Origin of the sequence: Rhodoferax sp. (assembly GCF_028715765.1) — a bacterium.
Lineage (GTDB): Bacteria > Pseudomonadota > Gammaproteobacteria > Burkholderiales > Burkholderiaceae_C > Rhodoferax.
The window spans coordinates 64,051-87,275 of the sequence record NZ_JAQURE010000008.1 but is presented as its reverse complement, the minus strand read 5'-3'; the positions used below and the strand labels follow the sequence as shown (position 1 = coordinate 87,275).

Sequence of the window (23,225 nt, the reverse complement as noted above, 5' to 3'; positions counted from 1 at the left end):
CACGGCGCTGCTTGACAAATTGAACAAAGTCGAGCACCTCGCCCTGCAAATTGACAGGCAAGGCGGCCACCTCAGATTGAATCTGGCTCAATGTATTCATCACAACATCCTTTCATGAATAAGCTCAGTTTGACAGAACTCCGCCACGCACGACGGTGAAGACGCCATTTTGAAAGTGTTTTACCTTGATCGTGTGGGACAGCTCGGATAAATCAAGGTGCGCTTGACATCACGGGCTGATCAACCCGACGCGCATGGCGTAGCGCACCAGGCCGGTGACTTCATGAATGTTGAGCTGGCGCATCAGCTGGCTGCGGTGGGTGTCGACGGTTTTGACCGACAAATCTAGCGCACGGGCAATTTCTTTGGTGCTCAAGCCTTCGGCAATGAGTTTGAGCACCTCGCTTTGGCGGGCGGTCAGTGCCGCTTGGGCGGGTTCGTCGCGGCGCAGGCGCTGCACGTAGTCGCTCAACACCCCGCCTGAGACCGCCGGGCTGAGGTAGGTTTCGCCGCGCAGCACCACCTCAATGGCCTGCTCCAGCTCCATCAGCGCCGCGTCTTTGAGCAAATAGGCCACGGCGCCGTGGCGCAGCGCCTTGCGCACGTATTCTTCGTTTTGGTGCATCGACAAAATCAACACGCGAATCTGCGGCTGACTGTGCAACAGGCGCTCGGTGGCATCCAGGCCATTGAGGCCGGGCATGGCAATGTCCATCAGCACCAGGTCGGGGCGGTGTTGCTCGGCCAGCTCAAGCAGTTGCAGGCCGTAGCCAGCCTCACCCACCACGGCAATGTTGGGCATGGCCTCCAGGATTTTGCGCAAGCCGGTGCGCACCAGGGTGTGGTCGTCGGCCAGCAGCACGCGCACTGTGCTCATGCGGCCTCCGGCAGATTGCGCCAGGGGGCACGCAGTTGCACCGTGCAGCCTTGCCCTGGCGCGGCGCTGATGCTCAGTGTGCCGCCCAGCAAAATGGCACGCTCTTGCATGCCCAGCACACCCAAACTGCCACCCGCGCTGGCACGCTCTTGCATGGCAGCCAGGTCGAAACCTTGGCCGTCGTCATGCACGCTCAGCAGCAGGTCGGCACCGTCGCGGCGCAAGGCAATGTCCACATGCCGGGCTTGGGCGTGGCGGCTGATGTTGGTCAGCGCCTCTTGCACGATGCGAAAACAAGCGGTCTCGATTTCTGGTGCCAGCCGCACCTGGGTGCGCTCATGGTGAAAGGTGACTTCAAATTCACTGCGGTTGGCGCTTTGCTCGGCCATCCACTTGAGCGCAGGCGCCAACCCCAGGTCGTCGAGCATGGAGGGGCGCAGGCCGGTGGCCAGGTGGCGCACTTGCTTGAGGGCTTCTTCCACAATGCGCAGGTTTTCGGCATACAGCTCGGGCGGAGCGCGGTCTTTGTAGCGCTCGCCCAGCTGCAGGTTGATTTTGATGGCGGTCAGCGACTGGCCCAGCTCGTCATGCAGCTCGATGGCGACGCGGCGACGCTCTTGCTCTTGCACCTCCAGCACGCGCTGCGACAAGGCTTTGAGCTGGCGGGTGCTGGTGCGCAGGCGGGCTTCGGCCTGGTGCTTGTAGAGCGCTATGGCCAGCACAGTGCCAAGTTCGCGCTCGGTGAAGGGTTTGAGGATGTAACCAAAGGGCTCGGTCAGCTGGGCACGCGCCAGCACGTCGTCGGCCGAAAAAGCGGTCAAAAAAACCACGGGCAAGGCCAGCTGGCTGCGGATGGCTTGCGCCGCCGCAATGCCGTCCATGGCGCTGGCCAGCTGCACGTCCATCAACACCAGCGCGGGTTTGAGCTCGCAGGCCATGGCCACCGCCTGCTCGCCAGTGCTGGCCATGCCAACCACGTGGTAGCCCAGCGCTTGCAGCTGCTGGGCAATGTCACGCGCCACAATCAACTCGTCTTCAACCACCAACACATTGGCTTTGGCGGGGGGCAGGGCAGCAGAGGTGTTCAAGGGGTGTTCTCGGCAAAGGGCTGACAAGTGCAGGACGTGGGTTCAGGCGTTGCGGGTGGCCGCCCTGGCTTCTTGGGGGGTTTCAAAAATATGAGCTGCTAGCCCACGCTGTTCAAGGGCCGCACCTAGTTTTAACCGCATAAAAGCGCTGGTGGTGTAGCGTGCCACATCGGTGTAGTAGGCGTCGCTGAGGGCTTTGACCATGGCGGCGTAGTCGTCCACCACGGCCTCGTCGATCTGGAAGTTGTCGTAGTTCACCACCACCGCAATTTTCTTGCCCAGCGGCGCGCACAGCGCGCGGGCGGCTTGGGCAATGTCTTGCACGTCTTGCGGGCTGTGCACGTGCAAGCCCTGAAAGTTGTAGTAGGCGGTGCCTTGCTTGGCATCAAACTGCATGCGGTCAACCAGGCTGATGGACAGCAGGGTGTCGTTCAAGCGCATCACTTCAGGGAGAAAAATGCGCGCATCCATGAGGCGGGGCTGGTCAATGAGGGGCTTGAAGTCCATCTGCGCCAGGATGTCTCGCTCAATGTCAATGCCGGGCGCCACTTCCACCAGCGCCAACCCCTGCTGCGTGAGTTTGAAAACACAGCGCTCGGTGACATACAGCACGTTTTTGCCTTCTTTGGCGGCATACGGCCCGCTGAAGGTGACTTGCTCAATGTGCTGCACAAATTTGCGGGCGCGCCCTTCTTGCACGATGCGCACCTGGCCGTCTTGCAGCGCCACTTTCAGCCCGCCGGCGGTGAAGGTGCCCACAAACACCACGGTGCGGCTGTTTTGGGTGATGTTGATGAAGCCCCCGGCACCGGCCAGTTTGGGGCCAAAACGGCTGACGTTGATGCTGCCGTGGGGGTCGCATTCGGCCAGCCCCAGGCAGGCCAGGTCGAGCCCACCCCCGTCGTAAAAATCAAACTGCTGGTTCATGTCGATCACGGCTTCGGGGTTGGTGGCTGCGCCAAAGTAAATGCCCGAGGCCGGCACGCCACCAATCACGCCGGGTTCGGCGGTCAGGGTGAGGTATTTGAGGATTTTTTCTTCGTTGGCCACCGCCGCCACGCCCTCGGGCATGCCAATGCCCAGGTTGACCACGGCGTTGGGTTTGAGTTCAAAAGCGGCACGCCGCGCAATCACTTTGCGTTCGTCAAACGGCATGGGCTCCAGGGCATCCAACGGCACGCGTACCTCGGCAGAATAAGCCGGGTTGTAGCCACCACCCAGGTTTTGCAGGTGGTTCTCGGGGGCGGCCAGCACCACGCAGTCAACCAAAATGCCGGGCACTTTGACCTGACGTGGGTGCAGTGAGCCGCGCTCCACCAGTCGCTCGACCTGCGCAATGACCACCCCGCCGCTGTTTTTGGTGGCGGTGGCAATGGCCAGCACGTCTTGCGTCAACACCTCGCGCTCCAGTGTCAGGTTGCCTTCAGCGTCGGCACTGGTGGCGCGAATGAACGCCACCGAAATCGGCATGGCCTTGTAAAACAGCAGCTCCTGGCCGCCCAGGGTGACCACGCTGACAAGGTCTTCGGTGGTTTTGCTGCCAATCTTGCCGCCCTCTTGGCGCGGGTCGACAAAGGTGCCCAAACCCACTTTGGACACGGTGCCGGGCAAGCCGCAGGCAATGTCGCGGTAAAGGTGCGAGATCACGCCCAGCGGCAGGTTGTAAGCCTCAATTTGGCTTTGCAACGCCAGTTTGCCCAACTGCGGCAACATGCCGTAGTGGCCCCCCACCGCGCGTTTGACCAAGCCCACATGCGCCAGGCGGTTCAGGCCACCTTGCGCCGCGTCGCCCGGGCCTCCACCAAACAGCAGGGTCAGGTTGAGCGGGGCACCGGTGTCTAAAAACCGCTTCTCCAGCGCCAAAATCAGTTCAACAGGCACGCCGTTGGCACCAAAACCAGAGCAACACAGGGTGTCACCTTCTCGCACCAAGGCAATGGCTTGCGCGGCCGAGACCACTTTTTTACGCATGAGGAACTCCAGAAAAAATAACAGGATGCGGCGTCGCAAATGTTGGCACCGAGTATAGAAAACCGCCATCGCTCGACGAAGCACAAGATTGGCGCGTTTTTTGCTTTTATTTGGTGCGTTGGCTCTTAAACCAGCCCATACGCACCAAATCAAAACAATTTATCTCAAGAGGTTCTCATGGAAGCACTCAAACAGGGCGCAGACACCCTGTTCATTCTTCTTGGCGCAGTGATGGTGCTGGCCATGCATGCGGGTTTTGCGTTTTTGGAGCTGGGCACGGTGCGGCGCAAAAACCAGGTCAATGCCTTGGTGAAAATTTTGGTCGATTTCTCCATCAGCACGGTGGTTTATTTTGCGGTCGGCTACGGCGTGGCCTATGGCACCCATTTCTTTGTGGGTGCGCAAGAGCTGGCCGCCAAAAATGGCTACGAGCTGGTGAAGTTTTTCTTTTTGCTGACCTTTGCCGCCGCCATACCCGCCATCATCTCGGGCGGCATAGCCGAGCGCGCCCGGTTTTGGCCACAGTTGATTGCCACAGCGGTGATCGTCGGCTTTGTCTACCCCTTTTTTGAAGGCATCGCCTGGAACCAGCACTTTGGCGTGCAGGCCTGGCTGAAGCATCTGACCGGGGCCGAGTTTCATGACTTTGCGGGCAGCGTGGTGGTGCATGCGGTGGGTGGTTGGATTGCACTGCCGGCCGTGATGCTGCTGGGCGCGCGCGCCAATCGCTACCGCAAAGACGGCGGCATGTCAGCGCACCCACCCAGCAGCATTCCGTTTTTGGCGCTGGGCGCCTGGATTTTGACGGTAGGCTGGTTTGGTTTTAACGTGATGAGTGCTCAAACGCTGGACAAAATATCGGGCCTGGTGGCCGTGAATTCCCTCATGGCCATGGTGGGCGGCACGCTGGCGGCGCTGGTGGTGGGCAAAAACGACCCGGGCTTTGTGCACAACGGCCCGCTGGCTGGGTTGGTGGCGGTGTGTGCCGGCTCAGACGTCATGCACCCATTTGGTGCTTTGGTGGTGGGTCTGGTGGCTGGCGCACTGTTTGTGAGCATGTTCACCCTGACGCAAAACAAGTGGAAGATTGACGATGTGCTGGGCGTTTGGCCGCTGCACGGCTTGTGTGGCACCTGGGGCGGCTTGGCTGCGGGCTTGTTTGGCAGCCAGGCACTGGGTGGCTTGGGTGGTGTGAGCCTGACAGCGCAGGTGCTGGGCACAGTCATGGGCGTGGCGTGGGCAGCGGTGGGCGGGCTGCTGGTGTATGGCACGCTCAAGCGCACGCTGGGTTTGCGCTTGAGTCAAGAAGAAGAGTATGACGGGGCTGATTTGTCCATCCACAAAATCAGCGCCACGCCCGACCGTGAGGCCAGTTGGTAAGTTACGAATGCAGCGGCTGGGTTGTGAACACCTTCGGGCTGACGGCGCCCATGGCGTTTGCCACGATGTTGCCAATCATGTCGGCGGTCATGGCCGACAGCGTCAACCCCAGGTGGCCGTGGCCGGTGTTGTAAAACACACAAGCGGCACGGCCACGCCCCACCCGTGGCATCAGGTTGGGCATCATGGGGCGCAGGCCAGCCCAAGGCACCACGCTCTCGGTGCGCACGGCCGGAAAGCATTGCTGCACCCAATCCACCAGGGGTTTGATGCGGTCGGCGCGAATGTCGCGGTTGTAACCATTGAATTCAGCGGTGCCCGCCACGCGCAGGCGGTCGTCGCCCAAGCGGCTGGTGACCAGCTTGGTATCGTCGTCAAGCAAACTCACCACCGGTGCGCCCTTGCGGCTAGCCTCGTCAAGCAAATTGACGGTGATCGAATAGCCTTTGACTGGGTAAATATTGACCCGGTCACCCAGCTGGCTGGCCAAGTCGCGGCTGGCGGTGCCGGCACACACCACCACGCCATCAAACACGCGCTGTTGTTCGCCCTGGTCTGAATTGGCCGTGATCGTGACGGTGCTGCCGTCGGTGCGAACTGCCGTGATGTCTTGACCGTAAAGCGTGGTCACCCCCAAGCGCTGCGCAGCTTGCGCCATGCCAGTGGTGAACTTGTGAATGTCGCCCGTGGAGTCGCTTTGCGTGAAATAGCCACCATAGTACTGACCCGCCAAGGTGGGCTCGATCTGGCGCATTTCAGCCAGCGTGACCGGATGCCGCTCCAGCCCGCCCTTGGCCAACAATTCGGACACTTTGCCAGCGTGGTCAAAGGTTGCTTTGTCGCGGTAAATGTGCAGGATGCCTTCTTTTTTGTGGTCAAAGTCCAGCCCCTCTTCGGCCGCCCACTGAAACAGATGCTGGCGTGCAGCCACGGCCAGACGCGCGGTTTCGATGGTGTTGGCTTGGTAGTGCGGTATGGCCGCTAAAAACTCGGCAAACCACGACAGTTTGTGCCAACTTGGTTTCGGATTCACTAGCAAGGGGGCATCGTTTTTGAACATCCACTTGAGCCCTTTGAGCACGGTGCTCCACTCGTTCCAGACTTCGGCGTTGGAGGCCGAAAACTGCCCCCCGTTGGCAAATGAGGTTTCCATGGCCGCGTAGCGGTGTTTTTCAAGCAAGGTGACGGTGAAGCCACGTTTGGCTAAAGCGTATGCGGTGGTCACGCCCGTGATCCCGCCACCAATGACAGCGATTTTTTTCATTGAATCAGTCCAAAAAAGTCGTGGGTGGAGACGGTTTTGACCCTTCAAAACCATCGCCCCCTCTGTTTTGGACCTGAGAGATTCACGCGAGCCCCGGCGGCTCTGTCGCTTGCTCCTGCGGTGGGCCAGATGACAAAGCCTGGCCACTCTTCAGAGATTATTTACCGTTGACACCGGTCTGGGGTACCTGAGAGTTTCCGGGGCGGTTGCTCCTTCGGTGCTGCTTGCCACTGCATGGCAAACAGTCTCTTCCGGTGTCGGGTGATAAATGTAGCAGGAACTGGCCTGGCTTGTATCATGGGGTTTCAGCCTCTCGCACAAGGAGCACACCATGGCTTTGATGGACTTTATTCGCAAGCAATTCATCGACATCATCCAGTGGACAGAAGACACGGAGGGCACGCTGGCCTGGCGTTTTCCAATGGCCGACATGGAAATCCAGAACGGCGCGCAACTGCTAGTGCGCGAGAGCCAAATGGCGCTGTTTGTCAACGAAGGCAAGGTGGCCGATGTGTTTGGCCCGGGCACCCACACACTCAGCACACAAACGCTGCCGCTGCTGACCTACCTGAAAAACTGGGACAAATTGTTTGAGTCGCCCTTCAAAAGCGATGTGTACTTTTTCAGCACGCGCCAACAGATTGACCAAAAATGGGGCACGCCGCAGCCCATCACCTTGCGCGATGCCGACTTTGGTGCGGTGCGCCTGCGCGCTTTCGGCAACTACAGCTATCGCGTGGGCGACCCCCAACGGTTTCATACCGAGATTTCTGGCACGCGTGGCGACTATGGCGTGGCCGATCTGGACGGTCAGCTGCGCGGCCTGGTGCTGCAAAACATCAGCCACGCGGTGGCCGCCAGCGGCATCGCATTTTTGGACTTGGCCGCCAATCAGCTGCTGTTTGCGCAAGCCTTGACCACGCAACTGGCGCCTGAGTTTGTGAACCTTGGCCTGCAACTGGAGTGCGTGACGGTGCAAAACGTCTCACTGCCCGACGAGCTGCAAAAAGTGCTGGACCAGAAAATTGGCATGGGCATGGTGGGCAACGACATGGCCCGGTTCATGCAGTACCAAACCGCGCAAGCCATCCCCAAATTTGCCGAAGGCGGTGCCGGTGGGGGTGGCAGCGGCATGGCCGGTGATGCCATGGGCTTGGGCGCAGGCGTGGCACTTGGCCAGGTGCTGGCGCACAACCTGACGACGGGTTTGCAAGCTGCACCGCTGGCGGCGGGGGCGGCACAAGCGGCGAACACAAAGGCCGAAGAAGTAATTGCCACGCTGGAAAAACTCGCTGAACTCAAAGGCAAAGGCGTCTTGACACAAGAAGAGTTTGACGCGAAGAAAGCCGAGTTGCTGAAAAAGTTGGTGTAGCCCACGCGGCTTTTGCGCCTGCTTAAGGCAAGGTTGCCCGTGACGCGCAACCGCGTGCACCGAGCCATACTTTTTGAAGGGTTGTAAAAATAATTATTTAAAAACAAAAACCTGTCGTATCATGCGCCACGCATTGTTTAGGAAAACAGTGTGTGGTTTGCGGTGAATGTCAGTCTCACGTCTGCTCTAAGTCTTTTCAGGTTTGGTTGTTGCGGTTTTGGACTCCATCGCGTTTTGAGTTATTTTGAGGAGTCCTTTCATGGGCAACAAACTTTACGTAGGCAACCTGCCATATTCTTTCCGTGACGAAGATCTGCAACAAGCTTTTGCAGCACACGGTTCCGTCACCAGCGCCAAAGTCATGATGGAACGTGACACCGGCCGCTCTAAAGGTTTCGGTTTTGTCGAAATGGGCGACGATGCCCAAGCACAAACCGCAATTGCAGCCATGAATGGCCAGCAATTCGGTGGCCGTGGCCTCGTGGTGAACGAAGCTCGCCCCATGGAACCCCGTCCTCCCCGCTCTGGTGGCGGCTTCGGCGGCGGTAATGGTGGTGGCGGTTACGGCGGTGGCGCTGGTGGTGGCCGTTCAGGTGGCGGTGGCTACGGCGGTGGCGCTGGTGGTGGCCGTTCAGGCGGCGGCGGTTACGGCGGTGGCCGTAGCAGCTACTAAGCACTGCGCCAACCGGTCAGGCGCTAGACCTGATCAAATCAAGGGTTCTTCGGAACCCTTTTTTATTGGCGGTTTAATCCGGTAAACGTGAGCTTTGGCGTGGCTTGCGTGGGCGCCCGGCCAGCAGACGGTCAAACAGGGCGTTGGGCAGCAGGCGCAACATCTTGGCCACCACGCCCATTTGCCACGGAATCACGCGGTAGCTGTCAGCCGCCGCAATGGCTTGAGCCGCTTGCCTGGCAAAAGCCTGCGGCTGCATCAAGAACGGCATGTTGTAACTGTTGTTTTGCGTCAAGGGCGTGGCGATGTATCCCGGGCACAGGGTCACCACCTTGACCCCACTGCCGCGCAGTTCACCGCGCAAGCTTTCACAGTAGTTGATGACGGCGGCTTTGCTGGCACAGTAAGCGCCATGACCCGGCAGGCCACGAATGCCCGCCACACTGCCTATGCCAACCAGCGTACCCGAACCACGCGCTTGCATGGGGGCAATGAATGGCCCCAAGGTGGCCGCAACACCAAGCACATTGGTGGTCAAAATGCGCGCCATCACCTCCAGGTCTGCACGCTCCGATGAATCTACGCCGTGGCTGATGCCGGCGTTGGCAATCACCACATCAGGCACGCCCTGGCGTGCCATGCAGGCGCTGGCCATGTGCGCCGTGCTGTCGATATTGGCCACATCAGCACTGTAAATTTCATAGCTATCCGTGCTTATTTGACAAGCCTCAAGCCATGATTTGATTACATCACCGCGGCGTGCCACCAAAGCCAACCGGGCACCCGCTTGGGCGTAGTGCAGTGCCAAGGCCTGGCCGATGCCGCTGGAGGCACCAGTGATCAACACCAAGGGCTTTGAGGACGCAAGTGGCTTGCTCATGGTGCAGATTTGCCGGGCATCAATTGACCGCGCACGCGACCACGCAGCAGCATCACGCGGTCGAGATTGTCAAAGTCCATGCTGTCTGCGGTAAAGCGGTCATTGCCACGAATCAGCTCGACCGGCTTGTGGGAGATGACGCGTTCAGTCTTCATGAAAGCGTGCAAGAACTCGCCTGCGAAAGTCAAACTTGCCAGGGTTTGACCATTGGCAGCGCGCATGGCAGCACGTTCCACCCGTGCGTTGCCAAAGAGCTGCACCTCTGAGGCGTCGCCGTTGGTGATGGCATGGCGAGCCGTGGCGGTGGTGAGTCGGCCTTGCTCGTTGAAAGAATGAATGCGAACCTGGTCAATCTCCAGCGTATCGGTGTCGGGGAAATGGCGCGCCTCTGCGCCACTGACTTCACTTTTCAGTTGGCCGTTGGCCGCATAGGTTTTCACTGCGAATTGGCGCAAGAAGTAATCTGGTTCGTGCACCAGCGGTGTTTCTGGCTCGGGCACATTGGGCGCGGGTGTGCTGCGCACCAGCCAGTAGCTGGCCATGGCCAGCAGCCCCATCAGCAGCACTGGCAAATACAACGCCAACCGCTCCCACAGGGCGCGCACGCGGTTCATCCCAAGGCCTCTTGTAGCAGCTCTGCGTAGCGCCCTTTGGCCACCAACAGCAAGTCGCACAGCTCACGCACCGCACCGTGGCCACCGGCCGAAGCGGTGACATGGTGCACCCGCGCGCGCACATCGGCTTGGGCATTGGCCGGCGCACAAGCCAAGGCACAGCGCGTCAGCACCGGCAAGTCTGGCCAATCGTCGCCCATGGCAGCCGCTTGCGACCAGCTCAGCCCCAGGGTGGCAAGCGTGGCCGCGGCAGCAGGGCGTTTGTCTTCGGTGCCAAAGTGGGCATGGCTGATGCCCAGCGCGGCCAGGCGCACGCGCAAGGCCGCCGAGTCGCGCCCGGTAATCACCACCGGGGTAATGCCCGCACGCTGCAGCAGCTTGAGGCCATGACCATCAAGCGTGTGAAAGCGTTTGAGGGCTTCACCATGCTCAGAGAAATACAGCCCACCATCGGTCAGTACGCCGTCAACATCAAAAAACACCACTTGCACCGGTTGCGCTTTGAGCAACAGCTCGGGGGCGAATTGAAGGGTGGGCGTCATCAGATCACCTTGGCGCGCATCAGGTCGTTGCTGTTGAGGGCGCCGCACAGCACGCCCGCGGGGTCCACCACCAGCACGCTGGTGATGCAACGCTGCTCCATCAGCTCAGCGGCATCAACCGCCAGCGCATCGTGGGCAATGGTGCTGGGCTGGCTGTGCATGACTTGCGCGGCGATGCAGCTGCGCAAGTCGGCACCTTTTTCAATCAGGCGGCGCAAATCACCATCGGTAAAAATGCCTTGCACATGACCCGCCTCGTCCACAATGGCCGCCGCGCCCAGCCCCTTGTTGCTCATCTCACGCATCAATGCACTGAAACTGGCCGAACCAGGCACGCGCGGCACTTGGTCACCGCTGCGCATGATGTCGCTGACCAACGTCAGCAACTTGCGTCCCAATGCGCCACCCGGGTGCGAACGAGCAAAGTCTTCGGCTTTGAAACCACGGGCATCGAGCAGTGCCACGGCCAACGCATCACCCAGCGCCAGTTGCGCGGTGGTGCTTGCGGTGGGCGCCAGGTTCAGTGGGCAGGCTTCTTTGTCGACGCTGCTGTTCAAGAACACATTGGCATAGCGTGCCAAGGTGGACTGTGGGTTGCCGGCCATGCCTACCAGGGGCGCACCCAGGCGCTTGATCATGGGCAAGATGGCGTTGATTTCCTCAGATTCGCCGCTGTTGGAGATGGCCAGCACCACGTCGACCGGCTGGATCATACCGAGGTCGCCATGGCTGGCTTCGGCCGGGTGCACAAACATGGCCGCAGTGCCGGTAGAGGCCAAGGTAGCAGCAATTTTGCGGCCAATGTGACCACTTTTGCCCATGCCCATCACCACCACCCGTCCGCGCACAGCCAGCATCAAGCCCACGGCCTGGGCAAAACTGGCATCCAAATGCCGCTTGAGCCCGAGCACGGCGGCGGCTTCGATGTCAAGCGTGGTGTGTGCCAAGGCCAAGGCGCGATCGGCATCCAGCGGCAGTGCTGAGAGAGGGGTCGTTTTCATGGCGGCATTCTATCGGGCAGGCTGCGCAGGGCAGATGTGGCGCATGCCTGTTGTTAGCATTGGGGGGTGAACCCACTTGACCTGACCCTGTTGTACCTGTTGGCTGCCGTGCTGGGCGTGGTGGCGTGCCGCTATCTGAAACTACCACCCATGTTGGGTTATTTGGCGGTGGGGGTGGTGATTGGCCCGAACGCCCTGGCACTGGCCAAAAATGCCGATGGGGTGCGCCATTTGGGCGAATTTGGCGTGGTGTTTCTGATGTTCGTGATTGGGCTAGAGTTCAACCTGCCCAAGCTGCGCAGCATGCGCAACCATGTGTTTGGATTGGGGTTGTTCCAGGTGGCGTTAACCATGCTGGTCACTACCGGTGCCAGCATGGCGTTTGCGCTGCTGGCACCCACCCATTGGGGCATGGACTGGCGCACCGCGTTGGCCTTATCCAGCGCCATGGCCATGAGCAGCACCGCCATTGTGGTCAAACTCATGAGCGAGCGGCTGGAGCTGGAGTCTGAGCACGGCAAGCGCGTCATGGGGGTGTTGCTGTTTCAAGATTTGGCGGTGGTGCCGCTGCTGGTGTTGATTCCAGCCCTGAGCGCCACACCCGAGCAAATGGCAGAGACGCTGCTGTGGGCGCTGTTCAAAGCGGTGGCCTTGATCACCGTGCTGCTGGTGGGCGGGCCGCGTGTGATGCGCGCCTGGCTGAACCTGGTGGCACGGCGCAAAAGCGAAGAATTGTTTGTGCTCAATCTGCTGCTGGTGACCTTGGGACTGGCTTGGCTGACTGAGCTGGCTGGCTTGAGCCTGGCGCTGGGTGCGTTCATTGCGGGCATGCTGATCTCTGAAACCCAATACAAACACCAGGTTGAGACTGATATTCGGCCGTTCCACGACGTGCTGTTGGGGCTGTTTTTCATCAGCATTGGCATGATGCTGGATTGGCGCCTGGTGCTGGAGCGCTGGCCATTGGTGTTGCTGTTGCTGACCATACCGGTGCTTTACAAAGCCGTGGTGGTGACTTTTTTGACGCGTGCCTTGGGCGCCACGCAAGGTGTGGCTCTGCGCACCGGTTTGTACTTGGCGCAAGCCGGAGAGTTCGGCTTTGTGCTGCTGACGCTGGCACAAGCCCACAAGCTGGTACCGCCCGAGCTGCTGAACCCAATTTTGGCTGCCATGGTGCTGTCCATGCTGGCTACGCCCTTCATCGTGATGCACAGCAACCAGTGGGTGATGCGCCTGGTAAGCAATGAATGGCTGATGGAGTCGGTGCAAATGACCACCATTGCCCGCCAAGCCATCAAAAGCAACAAGCACGTCATCATTTGCGGTTTTGGTCGCTGCGGTCAAAATCTGGCGCGCATGTTGGACAAGGAAAATATTCCCTACATGGCGCTCGACCTGGACCCTGACCGGGTGCGACAAGCCGCCGCCGCTGGCGACTCAGTGGTGTTTGGCGATGCAGCACGGTTGCAGGCCTTGATGGCAGCGGGCTTGGCGCGCGCCAGCGCGGTGGTGGTGACTTACCTTGAAACCCCAAGCGCCATGAAGGTGCTGGCACACATCCATGAACATGCACCCCAAGTGCCCGTGGTGGTGCGAACCTCTGACGACCATGACCTGGAGGCCTTGCGGCAGGCCGGTGCCACCGAAGTGGTGCCAGAGGCGATTGAGGGCTCGTTGATGCTGGCCAGCCACGCCCTGGCACTGGTGGGCGTGCCCATGCGCCGGGTGATTCGCATCGTGCAAGAGCAGCGCGACGCACGCTACAAAATTTTGCGCGGCTTTTTCCGTGGCGCAGATGACGGCACGGTTGACGAAGTGCATCAAGAGCGGCTGTGCACCGTCAGCCTGCCCGCAACGGCACGCGCCATCGGACGCAGTGTGGTGCAGCTGAATCTGGCGCTGCTGGAGGTGCGGCTGGTCAGCCTGCGCCGCGCCACCGGTCAAGTGATGCCACTGACCGATGAGTTGCTTTTGATGGATGGCGATGTGCTGGTGTTGGCCGGGCAGGCTGACAAACTAGAACTGATTGAAAAACGGCTGCTTAAAGGGCCGTTTTGACCCACCATGGAATTTACTTAAGGCTTGAGATGCAGAACTTGACCGTCAATCGTTACCTTCGTGAGCACATCCGCACCGTGCTCGACTGGCCAGCTCCTGGCGTCGAATTTCGCGACATCACCCCCTTGCTGCAAGACGCCAAGGTGTTTCGGGTGTTGATTGATGCGTTTGTCCAGCGTTACATGGAGCCGGGTCGCCGCCCCAGTGTGGTGGCCGGGCTGGATGCGCGCGGCTTCATTTTGGGCTCGGTGGTGGCGTATGAGCTGGGCGTGGGGTTTGTGCCGATTCGCAAAAAAGGCAAACTGCCTTTCACCACGGTGGAAGAAACTTACGAGCTAGAGTATGGCAGCGCCACCGTTGAGCTGCATACCGACGCCGTCAAGCCGGGCGACCGGGTGCTGCTGATAGACGACCTGATTGCCACCGGTGGCACCATGATGGCGGGCAAAAAATTGCTTGAAAAACTCGGCGCCGAGGTGATTGAAGGCGCCGCCATTGTGGATTTGCCCGAGCTGGGGGGCTCCGCCAAAATCCGCGCCAGCGGCTTAGCGCTGTTCACCTTGGTGGATTTTGAGGGACGTTGAACCCCAATGCTTGCTTATAACCCGCCAAACTGGGTTTTGCTCAATGGCGAGGCCGCATCATCTGGCTCAAGCAGCTGGGTGTCCTCGTAGCCGGTGGCGGGCTGTGTGGCGCTGGCGGCAGGCTTGGGCGACATCACGGGTTTGGGCTGGGTACCGGCCAAGACCGCTTGTTGAAAGGCCAAAATTTCCTCCGGGCTGATGGCTTCAAAGCCTGGGCGAACTGGCGGTTTGGCGGCAAATGCACGTGATGCGGTGAGGCTTGGGTGTGGCGCATGAGACCCAGACTTGATCGACTCTTCAATTTGATTGACCCGCCAGTACACGGCCTTCACCTGCAAGTCGTGCTGTTGGGCGGCGGTCGTGGCAATTTGCCGCTCAATGTCCATGAAACGATCTCTGTCCAAATCATCGGTGTTGAGCAAGTCCATCATGACCAGAAACTGGCGGCCACGCACATCCAGCGAGAGCACTTTGAATTTGTACCTGGACGCCAACACCTCACTGCGCAGCATGACATCACGCACCACCGCATACAAATGCTCGCGCCGCTCTTGTCGCTGGAATTTCAGGTCATCCAAATGGTCAGTGGCCTGCGCCATGGGTGCACCTGGCGAGGGTGGCACAGTCAGGCCGTCGGCCGGCAGACCCGAGCTTTGAGCTTCTACAGGTTTGGCTTTGAGCCAGTCAAAAAGTGCCACGATCACCCCCTCGAAAAAAGTCTACTTGCCAATGCAAAAACTTGAAAAAATCACACCCAACAAATCGTCAGAAGTGAATTCCCCGGTGATGTCACCCAGCGCATTTTGCGCCAAACGCAGCTCTTCAGCCACCAAATCCAGGGCTTGCGGCGGCACATTCAAGTGCGTCAGGGCGCCCTGCAGGTGCACTTGAGCCATTTTCAACGCCTGCACATGCCGGGCGCGGGCAATAAAAATACCCTCTGCGGCGGACTGCCAACCAGCCAGCTGCAACAAGCGCTGGCGCAAGTCGTGCAGACCTAAGCCGGTCTTGGCCGAGAGCTGCAGCCCGGTTGCCAAGGCATCTGCGGGCGCAGCATCGGCCTTGTTCCAGATGTCAATGACCGCCACAGTTTGATGAAGTTTTTGGGCGATAGCGCTTGCTATGCTTGCATCAGCAGCTATGTATTCAGGATCGTTTTGACGCGTCAGGTCATGCAAAAAAAGCACGGCATCGGCCTGGCCAATGGCCTCCCAGGCGCGCGCTATGCCAATTTGCTCAACCTCGTCCAAGCTTTCGCGCAGACCCGCGGTGTCGACCACGTGCAGCGGCACGCCCTCGATTTGAATGGTTTGCTGTACTTTGTCGCGGGTGGTACCAGGCACGGCCGTGACGATGGCCAACTCAGCCCCCGCCAAGGCATTGAGCAAAGACGACTTGCCCGCGTTGGGCTGACCGGCAATGACCACCTTGATACCTTCGCGCAACAGCGCACCTTGCTGCGCCCGGCTCAATACCTGCAGCAAAGACTGCTGCACATTGAAGAGCTGCCCACGCGCATCGACCTGGGTCAAAAAGTCGATGTCTTCCTCAGGAAAATCAAGCGTGGCCTCGACCAACATGCGCACATGGATCAAGCCGTCGCGCAGGCGGTGCACTTCTTGCGAAAACACGCCCGAGAGTGAGCGCGTGGCGCTGCGTGCGGCGGCTTCAGTGCTGGCATCAATCAAATCCGCAATGGCTTCGGCTTGTGCCAAGTCGAGCTTGTTGTTGAGGAATGCGCGCTCTGAAAACTCGCCTGGCAAGGCCAGGCGCAGCCGTGACAACAGGGGTTGACCCGCTGCATCCAGCTGGGCGGCGGCCTGCAGACAGCGGGTGAGTAACAGTTGCAGCACCACCGGCCCGCCATGGGCTTGCAGTTCCAGCACGTCTTCGCCGGTGAACGAGTGGGGGGCAGGGAAATAAAGCGCCAGGCCTTGGTCGATGGCGGTGCCGTCCCCGTCCAGAAATGGGCAGTAGGTGGCCGCGCGCGGTGTCAAGTGGCGCCCGCAGAGAGCCTGAGCCAAAGCCGAAAGATGGTTGCCACTGACACGCACGATGCCCACCGAGCCACGCCCAGGCGCGGTGGCAATGGCGGCAATGGGGTCGTGCTGGCGCGCCAAGCTCATGTCAGCTCTGGCGGAATCTTTAAGTTAAAACTTGGGCAGATGGAACTTGGGCGGCACACCCATGCGCACATTGATAACCCACTGCTGGGCAATCGACAAGATGTTGTTGGTGATCCAGTACAGCACCAGACCGGCCGGGAAGAAGAAAAACATCACACTGAACGCCAGCGGCATGAACCACATCATTTTGGCCTGCATCGGATCCGGCGGCGCCGGGTTGAGTGAGGTTTGCAGCAACGTGGTGAGCGCCATCACCACCGGCAAGATGTACCAGGGGTCAGGCGAAGACAAGTCTTGAATCCAGCCGATCCAAGGCGTATTGCGCATTTCCACGCTGGCCAGCAGCACCCAATACAGGGCAATGAACACTGGAATCTGAATCATGATAGGGAAGCAGCCACCCATTGGGTTGACCTTTTCTTCGCGGTAGATGCGCATCATCTCCTGCTGCATTTGCTGCGGGTTGTCTTTCAGGCGCTCACGCATTTCCATGATGCGGGGGTTGACCGCTTTCATTTTGGCCATGCTGGCATAGGCCTTGGCGTTCAGCCAGTAAAAGGCAACTTTCAGCAGCAGCACCAACGCCACAATCGACCAACCCCAGTTGCTGATCAAGCTGTGCAGTGTGTCAAGCAACCAGTACAGCGGCTTGGCCAAAATGGTGAGCCAACCGTAGTCTTTGACCAGCTCCAACCCGGGCGTGAGTGACTCCAGCAATTTTTCTTCTTGCGGCCCGGCAAACAGCTTGGCTTCCACCGTTTTGCGTGCGCCTGGGGCAATGCTCTCCAGCGGGGCAATCATGCCCACCGAATACAAATTGGTGTCGACCTTGCGCATGAACAAGTCGCGCTGCATGCCGTCTGCCAACAACCAGGCGCTGGCAAAGTAGTGCTGCACCATGGCCACATACCCATTGGTCGCGGTTTTTTCGATGTCAACCTTGCCTTTTTCAATGTCGGCAAACTCCACTTTTTGGTACTTTTTAGCCTCGGTGTAAATGGCTGGACCGGTGAAGGTGGAGTAGAAAGACGACTCACCCACCGGCTTGTTGCCATCGCGCACCAGTTGCAAATAAAGCTGTGGCGACAGCGCTGTGGCGCCGAGGTTGATCACTTCATGCTTGACGGCCACTGCATAGCTGCCGCGCGTCAGGGTGTAGGTTTTCACCAGCTTAACGCCACCCACCTCGGCCGACTCAAAGCGCAGCTCAAGCGTTTGACTGCCCTCGGCCAACGTGCGCTCGCCTGGCATCAAGGTCATGACCGACTTGTGCGTGGGCAAGGCGCTGCCACCGGCGGCTGGAATCAAGCCGGTTTGAGCCAAATAAACCCGGTCTTTGCTGTCATCAAGCAGCACAAACGGGCGGGCTTTGTCAGCCATGTCGGCATGTTTGAGCAGCTCAACTTGCACCAAAGAGCCACCTTCGGTGTCAAAGGTCAGCTTGAACACATCGGTATGCACCACCACCCGCTCATGCGCCACCGCAGGTGCATTGTTTTGTAAGACATTTTGACCTGTAGCGCTTGCTATACCTGCACTATTAGCTACACTATTTATAGCTTTTGGCACGCCATCTGGGGTGCTGGCAGCGCCGGCTGGTTGGGGTGCCGTGGCGGTGCTCTGTACCGCGCTGGGGAAAAAAGTGGGCTTGCGGCCGTTGTACACCTGCCATTGATCCCACAGCATGACCAGGGAAAAACCAAAAATCACCCACAAAATGGTGCGACGAATATCGTTCATGAGGACTTCTTTTGAGTGGAAGAGGAAATCAACCGGGAAAACAACCGGGGCGTGACCGAGGTGCCACTTTCAGGCACCGGATCAAGACCACCTTGACACCATGGGTGACAACGACCTATGCGAGCCAACGTCAAATAACTGCCCTTGGCCGCGCCAAAGCGATCCAAAGCCTGCAAGGCATACACCGAACAAGTCGGTTCAAACCGGCAAGATGACCCCAACCAAGGGCTCAACAACAACCGGTAGGCTTTCACCACGCCCATCAAGATGGTCTTCATCAAGCCACACCCTGCACCGTGCGGACACGAACGCCTGAAAACAACTGCTGTAGCTCAGCGCGCACAGCCGCTTTCAAGACAGCTGAGGTCGCGCTGATAAAACGAGTTTTGTCAAACCCCGCACGCAACCGCACCACGTGAGCCGCAGCTTGCAACGGCGGCTCAACCCCTTGGCTCACCGCATAAATCTGGCGTTTGATGGTGTTGCGTGTGACGGCGCGCTTGGCCCAGCGCTTGGGCACCATGGCACCCATCCAGACCCCATGCGAGGGAAACAACGGCGCATTGGCAGCCATGTCGGGCGTAACCTGAGGCAAAGCCAAACAGTGCAAGGCAAAGTGCGGTGTGCGCGACAAAACGGTTCCAGCCAACACAGCTTGAAACTGAGGCCGGGTTTTAAGGCGCTGCAAAACAATTAGCCTAAACAGAACCCAAAACCGCTTAACAACAGTTCAGGCCCGCAGACACTTAGACAGCCAAACGCTTGCGGCCTTTGGCACGACGTGCGTTGATCACGGCACGGCCGCCACGGGTTTTCATGCGAACCAGAAAGCCATGGGTACGGGCGCGGCGAATCTTGGATGGTTGGTAAGTGCGTTTCATTTTTAGAAATCCTCAGAGAGATCGTGGGCGTTTTTACCCTGCCATGAGCTTCATGCCAAGAGCAAATTCGGTGTTCAGATTCCACCTGAACAGTTCAGGGGAACCTTGGATTATCGCAAACTTTCCAAGTGGTGCGAATTTCGCCATTTTTGGCACACCATCTGCCCATGCTGCAGCAGGGAATCGCAAGGTATATTATGAAAATGCAACAGAACAAGCCGCAGATTTAAGTGCTGCGTTTTTTCTGTAAGTTGCAAGATCAATACCTTGCATCTGTCCCATGGATTTTCTCGAATAAACGCCACACACATGACCCACCCTATCCTCATTACCGGCGGCGCAGGCTACATCGGCTCTCACACTGCGCTGCAGTTTTTGCGAGCAGGTCACACGGTCACGGTGCTCGACAACCTGAGCAACAGCTCTCCAGAATCGCTGGCACGTGTGCAGACGCTCTCAGGCAAACCCATCCGCTTTGTCGAGGGTGACATTACCGACCCCGAGTGCCTGGCGCAGCTCTTTTCAAACAACCACTTTGCCGCCGTGATTCATTTTGCCGGGCTCAAAGCGGTGGGCGAATCCGTCGCGCAACCGCTGCGTTACTACCAAAACAATGTTGCTGGCACGCTGTGCCTGTTGCAGGCAATGGACGCAGCCAATTGCCGCACGCTGGTTTTTTCATCGTCTGCCACCGTGTACGGCGACCCGCAGCAGCTGCCCATTTCTGAGAGCGCACCACGCTCTGCCACCAACCCCTACGGGCGCAGCAAGCTCATGATCGAGGAACTGCTTGAAGACCTGTACGCTTCAGACCCACGCTGGCGCATCTTGTGCTTGCGTTACTTCAATCCGGTGGGCGCAGACCCGTCTGGCCGCATGGGTGAAGACCCGCAAGGCATCCCCAACAACCTCATGCCCTTCATCAGCCAAGTGGCGTGTGGCGCGCGTGCTCAGCTATCGGTCTTTGGCGGCGACTACGCCACACCCGACGGCACGGGCGTGCGCGACTACATTCATGTGGTGGACCTGGCCGCCGGGCACCTGGCAGCACTTGACTACCTGCTGGCACAACCACAAGGCGAGTGGCTTGCCGTCAACCTGGGCACTGGGCACGGCATTTCGGTGCTCGACATGGTGAAAACCTTCGAAGCCGCCAGTGGCCAAAGCGTGCCCTACAGCGTGGTCGCACGTCGCCCGGGCGACATTGCCGCCTGCTACGCGGATGCCAGCAAAGCCCACCAACTCCTGCACTGGCAAGCCACGCTAGGACTGCAAGAGATGTGCGCAGACACTTGGCGCTGGCAAGCCCAAAACCCACAGGGTTACCGGTTGAGTGCAAGCGCTGGTGACAAGAAAAGTTAAGTCAGTCCCAAGCTGCATCCTGAGCAAGGCGGTGAATCGCCAACTTGCCGACCTACCGTCTGCTAACCTTCAAGCGCCCCCAACGGCTTGAATGGGGCTCAACATCCATCAGAGCCACCTCCGAAGGTGCAAAACAGGCTGTGGATAAGCGTTTGATAAATTAGAATCTATGGCGCAGCAATTTATAACTATCCACACCAAGCTGATTTCAAAATGACCGCGGGACCTCACCCACAAACCACCTTTTCAGAGCCCTCCGCCAGCACCGATGTGTGGCAGGCTTGCATTGACCAACTGGCCCTGGAGTTGCCCGAACAACAATTTCAAACCTGGATCAAACCGCTCACCGCGCAGGTGGCCGATGACTTTTCTAAAGTCACGGTGTTTGTTGCCAATCGCTTCAAAATGGACTGGATTCGAGCCCAATACAGCGCCCGCATTGCGCTGCAACTGGAGCGCCTCACCGGCCAAGCCATGACGGTTGATTTGGCGCTTGCCCCTCGGGAACCCATTGCCCGCAGCCAGCCGACGGCACGCCTGATGACGGTGGCTGCAGCTGAAATCAGTGCCCCGGCAGAGCCCCGCGCCCCCGAGCCCTTTAAAAACCGGCTCAACGCCATGCTGACGTTTGACACCCTGGTCGAAGGCAGCGCCAACCGCATGGCGCGCGCAGCAGCCATGCATGTGGCCGGCATGCCAGGGCATTTGTACAACCCGCTTTTCATCTATGGTGGCGTCGGTTTGGGCAAGACCCACTTGATGCATGCGGTGGGCAATCAGCTCATGGCCGACCGCCCACAATCGAAAGTTCTTTACATCCATGCCGAGCAGTTCGTCACCGATGTGGTTAAAGCCTACCAACGCAAGGCATTTGATGAGTTCAAAGAGCGTTACCACTCGCTCGATTTGTTGCTGATTGATGACGTGCAGTTTTTTGCCAACAAGGAGCGCACGCAAGAGGAATTCTTCAACGCGTTTGAAGCCTTGCTGGCCAGAAAGTCACACATTGTGATGACCAGCGACACCTACCCCAAGGGGCTGACCGACATTCACGAGCGCCTGGTGTCGCGCTTTGACTCCGGCCTGACAGTGGCCATAGAGCCGCCTGAACTTGAAATGCGCGTGGCCATTTTGATCAACAAAGCACAAGCTGAAGGCATTGCCATGCCTGAAGAGGTGGCGTTTTTTGTGGCCAAAAACGTGCGCTCCAACGTGCGTGAGCTTGAAGGTGCATTGCGCAAAATTTTGGCTTATTCGCGCTTCAACCAAAAAGAAATTTCAATTTTGCTGGCACGCGAGGCATTGCGCGACCTGCTGTCGATTCAAAACCGGCAAATTTCGGTTGAAAACATCCAGAAAACCGTGGCTGACTACTACAAGATCAAAGTCGCCGACATGTACTCCAAAAAACGCCCGGCCAGTATTGCCAGGCCGCGCCAAATTGCCATGTTCCTGGCCAAGGAGCTGACGCAAAAAAGCCTGCCTGAAATTGGTGAGCTGTTTGGTGGCCGTGACCACACCACGGTCTTGCATGCAGTGCGAAAAATTGCCGCCGAGCGCCAGCAAATGACCGAATTAAACCAACAATTGCATGTGCTTGAGCAAACCCTCAAAGGCTAAAAACAGCGCCAATGAGTGGGAAAATAACCGCCATACCCCCCAGATGAATCACCACAAGAGGAAGACATGATTGTTCTCAAAGCCCCCCAAGACCAAGTGCTCTCGGTGCTGCAAGCTGTTGCTGGCATTGTGGAGCGGCGCCACACCTTGCCAATTTTGGCCAATGTGCTGATCCGCAAAACCGGCGACGCGTTGCAGCTCACCACCAGCGACCTCGAAATTCAGATCCGCACCACCGCCCATCTGGGTGGCGATGTGGAAGACTTCACCACCACCGTGGGCGCACGCAAACTGATTGATATTTTGCGCAGCATGCCGTCTGACCAAACGGTGTCGTTGGAGTCGAGCGCCGCCAAGCTGATCTTGAAAGGTGGCAAGAGCAAGTTCACGCTACAAACCATGCCGGCTGAAGACTTTCCGCTGGTGCAGGAAGCTGCCAACTTTGGCCCGGTGTTTTCAGTGCCGCAAAAAACCCTCAAAGCGCTGCTCAGCCAAGTGTCTTTTGCCATGGCCGTGCACGACATTCGCTACTATCTCAACGGCATTTTGTTTGTGGCCGAAGGCAAGCAGCTCAGCCTGGTGGCCACCGACGGCCACCGCCTGGCCTTTGTGTCTGCCACCCTTGACGTGGAAGTGCCCAAGCAAGAAGTGATCTTGCCGCGCAAAACCGTGCTGGAGATGCAACGCCTGCTGTCAGACGCAGAAGGTGCGATAGACATGCAATTTGCCAGCAACCAAGCCAAGTTCAGCTTTGGCGGCATGGAATTTGTCACCAAACTGGTCGAGGGTAAATTCCCCGACTACAACCGGGTGATTCCGCGCAACCACAAAAACAACATCATTTTGGGTCGTGCCGCCCTGTTGGCCACCCTGCAGCGCACCGCCATTTTGACCAGCGAAAAATTCAAGGGTGTGCGCCTGAACCTTGACCCCGGCACACTGCGCGTGGCCGCCAACAATGCCGAGCAAGAAGAAGCGGTGGACGAACTCGACGTTGACTACGGCGGTGACAGCATTGAAATTGGTTTCAACGTCACCTACCTGATTGATGCCCTGGCCAACATGAGCCAGGACATGATCAAAATCGAACTCTCCGACGGCAACAGCTCAGCGCTGTTGACCATTCCTGACAACGAGCAATTCAAATACGTCGTCATGCCCATGCGCATTTGACACCCGCGCGCCCTTTGCC

At 58.7% G+C, this 23,225-nt stretch carries 23 protein-coding genes and 2 riboswitches; of the genes, 9 read left to right on the top strand and 14 right to left on the bottom strand.

The window, feature by feature from the left end; translation table 11 throughout:
- Positions 1 to 229 precede the first annotated feature (229 nt).
- The 3 genes from PHT20_RS04990 to PHT20_RS04980 are packed head-to-tail and all read right to left on the bottom strand — an operon-like array spanning position 230 to position 3,936.
- The gene (locus PHT20_RS04990) at positions 230 to 877 is read right to left on the bottom strand and encodes a response regulator transcription factor (RefSeq protein ID WP_301019675.1); all 648 of its coding nucleotides are present in this window, start codon (positions 875 to 877) and stop codon (positions 230 to 232) included.
- The gene (locus tag PHT20_RS04985) at positions 874 to 1,965 is read right to left on the bottom strand and encodes a response regulator (RefSeq protein ID WP_300087786.1); all 1,092 of its coding nucleotides are present in this window, start codon (positions 1,963 to 1,965) and stop codon (positions 874 to 876) included. The genes PHT20_RS04990 and PHT20_RS04985 overlap by 4 nt, the downstream gene beginning before the upstream one ends.
- 42 nt (positions 1,966 to 2,007) lie before the next feature.
- A complete protein-coding gene (locus tag PHT20_RS04980; protein WP_301019674.1) occupies positions 2,008 to 3,936 on the bottom strand; it encodes an acyl CoA:acetate/3-ketoacid CoA transferase in 1,929 nt (642 codons plus the stop codon).
- A 177-nt stretch (positions 3,937 to 4,113) separates the two neighbouring features.
- Here PHT20_RS04980 and PHT20_RS04975 point away from each other — a divergent pair, with 177 nt between their 5' ends.
- Complete coding sequence (locus PHT20_RS04975) at positions 4,114 to 5,316, top strand: ammonium transporter (protein ID WP_301019673.1); 1,203 nt, start codon at positions 4,114 to 4,116, stop codon at positions 5,314 to 5,316.
- A gap of 1 nt (position 5,317) precedes the next feature.
- Here the strand turns inward: PHT20_RS04975 and PHT20_RS04970 are convergent, their stop codons facing one another.
- Complete coding sequence (locus PHT20_RS04970; RefSeq protein ID WP_301019672.1) at positions 5,318 to 6,580, bottom strand: D-amino acid dehydrogenase; 1,263 nt, start codon at positions 6,578 to 6,580, stop codon at positions 5,318 to 5,320.
- A gap of 52 nt (positions 6,581 to 6,632) precedes the next feature.
- Positions 6,633 to 6,744, bottom strand: a riboswitch (glycine riboswitch).
- Positions 6,745 to 6,844: riboswitch (glycine riboswitch) on the bottom strand. It abuts the riboswitch before it with no gap.
- Between the two features lie 67 nt (positions 6,845 to 6,911).
- On the opposite strand from PHT20_RS04970, the gene PHT20_RS04965 reads away from it, so the two are divergent.
- Entirely contained in the window at positions 6,912 to 7,952 is a 1,041-nt protein-coding gene (locus PHT20_RS04965; RefSeq protein WP_301019671.1) for an SPFH domain-containing protein, read from the top strand.
- A 259-nt stretch (positions 7,953 to 8,211) separates the two neighbouring features.
- Positions 8,212 to 8,625, top strand: a complete 414-nt coding sequence (locus tag PHT20_RS04960) for an RNA-binding protein (protein WP_300088033.1) — start codon at positions 8,212 to 8,214, stop codon at positions 8,623 to 8,625.
- A 73-nt stretch (positions 8,626 to 8,698) separates the two neighbouring features.
- On the opposite strand, the gene PHT20_RS04955 is transcribed toward PHT20_RS04960, so the two are convergent.
- Genes PHT20_RS04955 through PHT20_RS04940 form a run of 4 tightly spaced genes read right to left on the bottom strand, consistent with a single transcriptional unit; the run spans position 8,699 to position 11,662 of the window.
- Positions 8,699 to 9,505, bottom strand: a complete 807-nt coding sequence (locus tag PHT20_RS04955; protein WP_301019670.1) for an SDR family oxidoreductase — start codon at positions 9,503 to 9,505, stop codon at positions 8,699 to 8,701.
- On the bottom strand, positions 9,502 to 10,119 hold the full coding sequence (gene lptC / locus PHT20_RS04950; protein ID WP_301019669.1) for an LPS export ABC transporter periplasmic protein LptC: 618 nt from the start codon (positions 10,117 to 10,119) through the stop codon (positions 9,502 to 9,504). Before lptC ends, PHT20_RS04955 begins: the two co-directional genes overlap by 4 nt.
- Entirely contained in the window at positions 10,116 to 10,661 is a 546-nt protein-coding gene (locus PHT20_RS04945; RefSeq protein ID WP_301019668.1) for an HAD hydrolase family protein, read from the bottom strand. Before PHT20_RS04945 ends, lptC begins: the two co-directional genes overlap by 4 nt.
- Entirely contained in the window at positions 10,661 to 11,662 is a 1,002-nt protein-coding gene (locus tag PHT20_RS04940; RefSeq protein WP_301019667.1) for a KpsF/GutQ family sugar-phosphate isomerase, read from the bottom strand. Before PHT20_RS04940 ends, PHT20_RS04945 begins: the two co-directional genes overlap by 1 nt.
- 66 nt (positions 11,663 to 11,728) lie before the next feature.
- Here PHT20_RS04940 and PHT20_RS04935 point away from each other — a divergent pair, with 66 nt between their 5' ends.
- Both PHT20_RS04935 and PHT20_RS04930 read left to right on the top strand, forming a co-directional pair.
- Complete coding sequence (locus PHT20_RS04935) at positions 11,729 to 13,720, top strand: monovalent cation:proton antiporter family protein (RefSeq protein ID WP_301019666.1); 1,992 nt, start codon at positions 11,729 to 11,731, stop codon at positions 13,718 to 13,720.
- Between the two features lie 29 nt (positions 13,721 to 13,749).
- Positions 13,750 to 14,304 carry an adenine phosphoribosyltransferase gene (locus PHT20_RS04930; RefSeq protein ID WP_301019665.1) on the top strand — a complete coding sequence of 185 codons (555 nt, stop codon included), beginning with the start codon at positions 13,750 to 13,752 and terminating at the stop codon, positions 14,302 to 14,304.
- Positions 14,305 to 14,318: 14 nt separating this feature from the next.
- On the opposite strand, the gene PHT20_RS04925 is transcribed toward PHT20_RS04930, so the two are convergent.
- Genes PHT20_RS04925 through rpmH form a run of 6 tightly spaced genes read right to left on the bottom strand, consistent with a single transcriptional unit; the run spans position 14,319 to position 19,051 of the window.
- Positions 14,319 to 15,002 carry a hypothetical protein gene (locus PHT20_RS04925; protein ID WP_301019664.1) on the bottom strand — a complete coding sequence of 228 codons (684 nt, stop codon included), beginning with the start codon at positions 15,000 to 15,002 and terminating at the stop codon, positions 14,319 to 14,321.
- 21 nt (positions 15,003 to 15,023) lie between these two features.
- Positions 15,024 to 16,430 carry a tRNA uridine-5-carboxymethylaminomethyl(34) synthesis GTPase MnmE gene (gene mnmE, locus PHT20_RS04920; protein WP_301019663.1) on the bottom strand — a complete coding sequence of 469 codons (1,407 nt, stop codon included), beginning with the start codon at positions 16,428 to 16,430 and terminating at the stop codon, positions 15,024 to 15,026.
- Positions 16,431 to 16,454: 24 nt separating this feature from the next.
- A complete protein-coding gene (gene yidC / locus PHT20_RS04915; RefSeq protein WP_301019662.1) occupies positions 16,455 to 18,170 on the bottom strand; it encodes a membrane protein insertase YidC in 1,716 nt (571 codons plus the stop codon).
- Positions 18,167 to 18,451: a membrane protein insertion efficiency factor YidD gene (gene yidD, locus PHT20_RS04910; RefSeq protein WP_301019661.1), complete on the bottom strand. Its 285-nt coding sequence runs from the start codon at positions 18,449 to 18,451 to the stop codon at positions 18,167 to 18,169. The genes yidC and yidD overlap by 4 nt, the downstream gene beginning before the upstream one ends.
- Entirely contained in the window at positions 18,448 to 18,858 is a 411-nt protein-coding gene (locus PHT20_RS04905; RefSeq protein ID WP_301019660.1) for a ribonuclease P protein component, read from the bottom strand. The genes yidD and PHT20_RS04905 overlap by 4 nt, the downstream gene beginning before the upstream one ends.
- A gap of 58 nt (positions 18,859 to 18,916) precedes the next feature.
- A complete protein-coding gene (gene rpmH / locus PHT20_RS04900) occupies positions 18,917 to 19,051 on the bottom strand; it encodes a 50S ribosomal protein L34 (RefSeq protein ID WP_006299042.1) in 135 nt (44 codons plus the stop codon).
- Positions 19,052 to 19,094: 43 nt separating this feature from the next.
- Between rpmH and PHT20_RS04895 the strand changes: the two genes are divergently transcribed.
- The 4 genes from PHT20_RS04895 to dnaN all read left to right on the top strand — a co-directional run bounded on the left by PHT20_RS04895 (position 19,095) and on the right by dnaN (position 23,206).
- Positions 19,095 to 19,301 carry a hypothetical protein gene (locus tag PHT20_RS04895; protein WP_301019659.1) on the top strand — a complete coding sequence of 69 codons (207 nt, stop codon included), beginning with the start codon at positions 19,095 to 19,097 and terminating at the stop codon, positions 19,299 to 19,301.
- 59 nt (positions 19,302 to 19,360) lie between these two features.
- On the top strand, positions 19,361 to 20,413 hold the full coding sequence (gene galE, locus PHT20_RS04890) for a UDP-glucose 4-epimerase GalE (RefSeq protein WP_301019658.1): 1,053 nt from the start codon (positions 19,361 to 19,363) through the stop codon (positions 20,411 to 20,413).
- 213 nt (positions 20,414 to 20,626) lie between these two features.
- Positions 20,627 to 22,033, top strand: a complete 1,407-nt coding sequence (gene dnaA, locus PHT20_RS04885; RefSeq protein ID WP_301019657.1) for a chromosomal replication initiator protein DnaA — start codon at positions 20,627 to 20,629, stop codon at positions 22,031 to 22,033.
- Positions 22,034 to 22,099: 66 nt separating this feature from the next.
- Entirely contained in the window at positions 22,100 to 23,206 is a 1,107-nt protein-coding gene (dnaN, locus tag PHT20_RS04880; protein ID WP_301019656.1) for a DNA polymerase III subunit beta, read from the top strand.
- Positions 23,207 to 23,225: the final 19 nt, after the last annotated feature.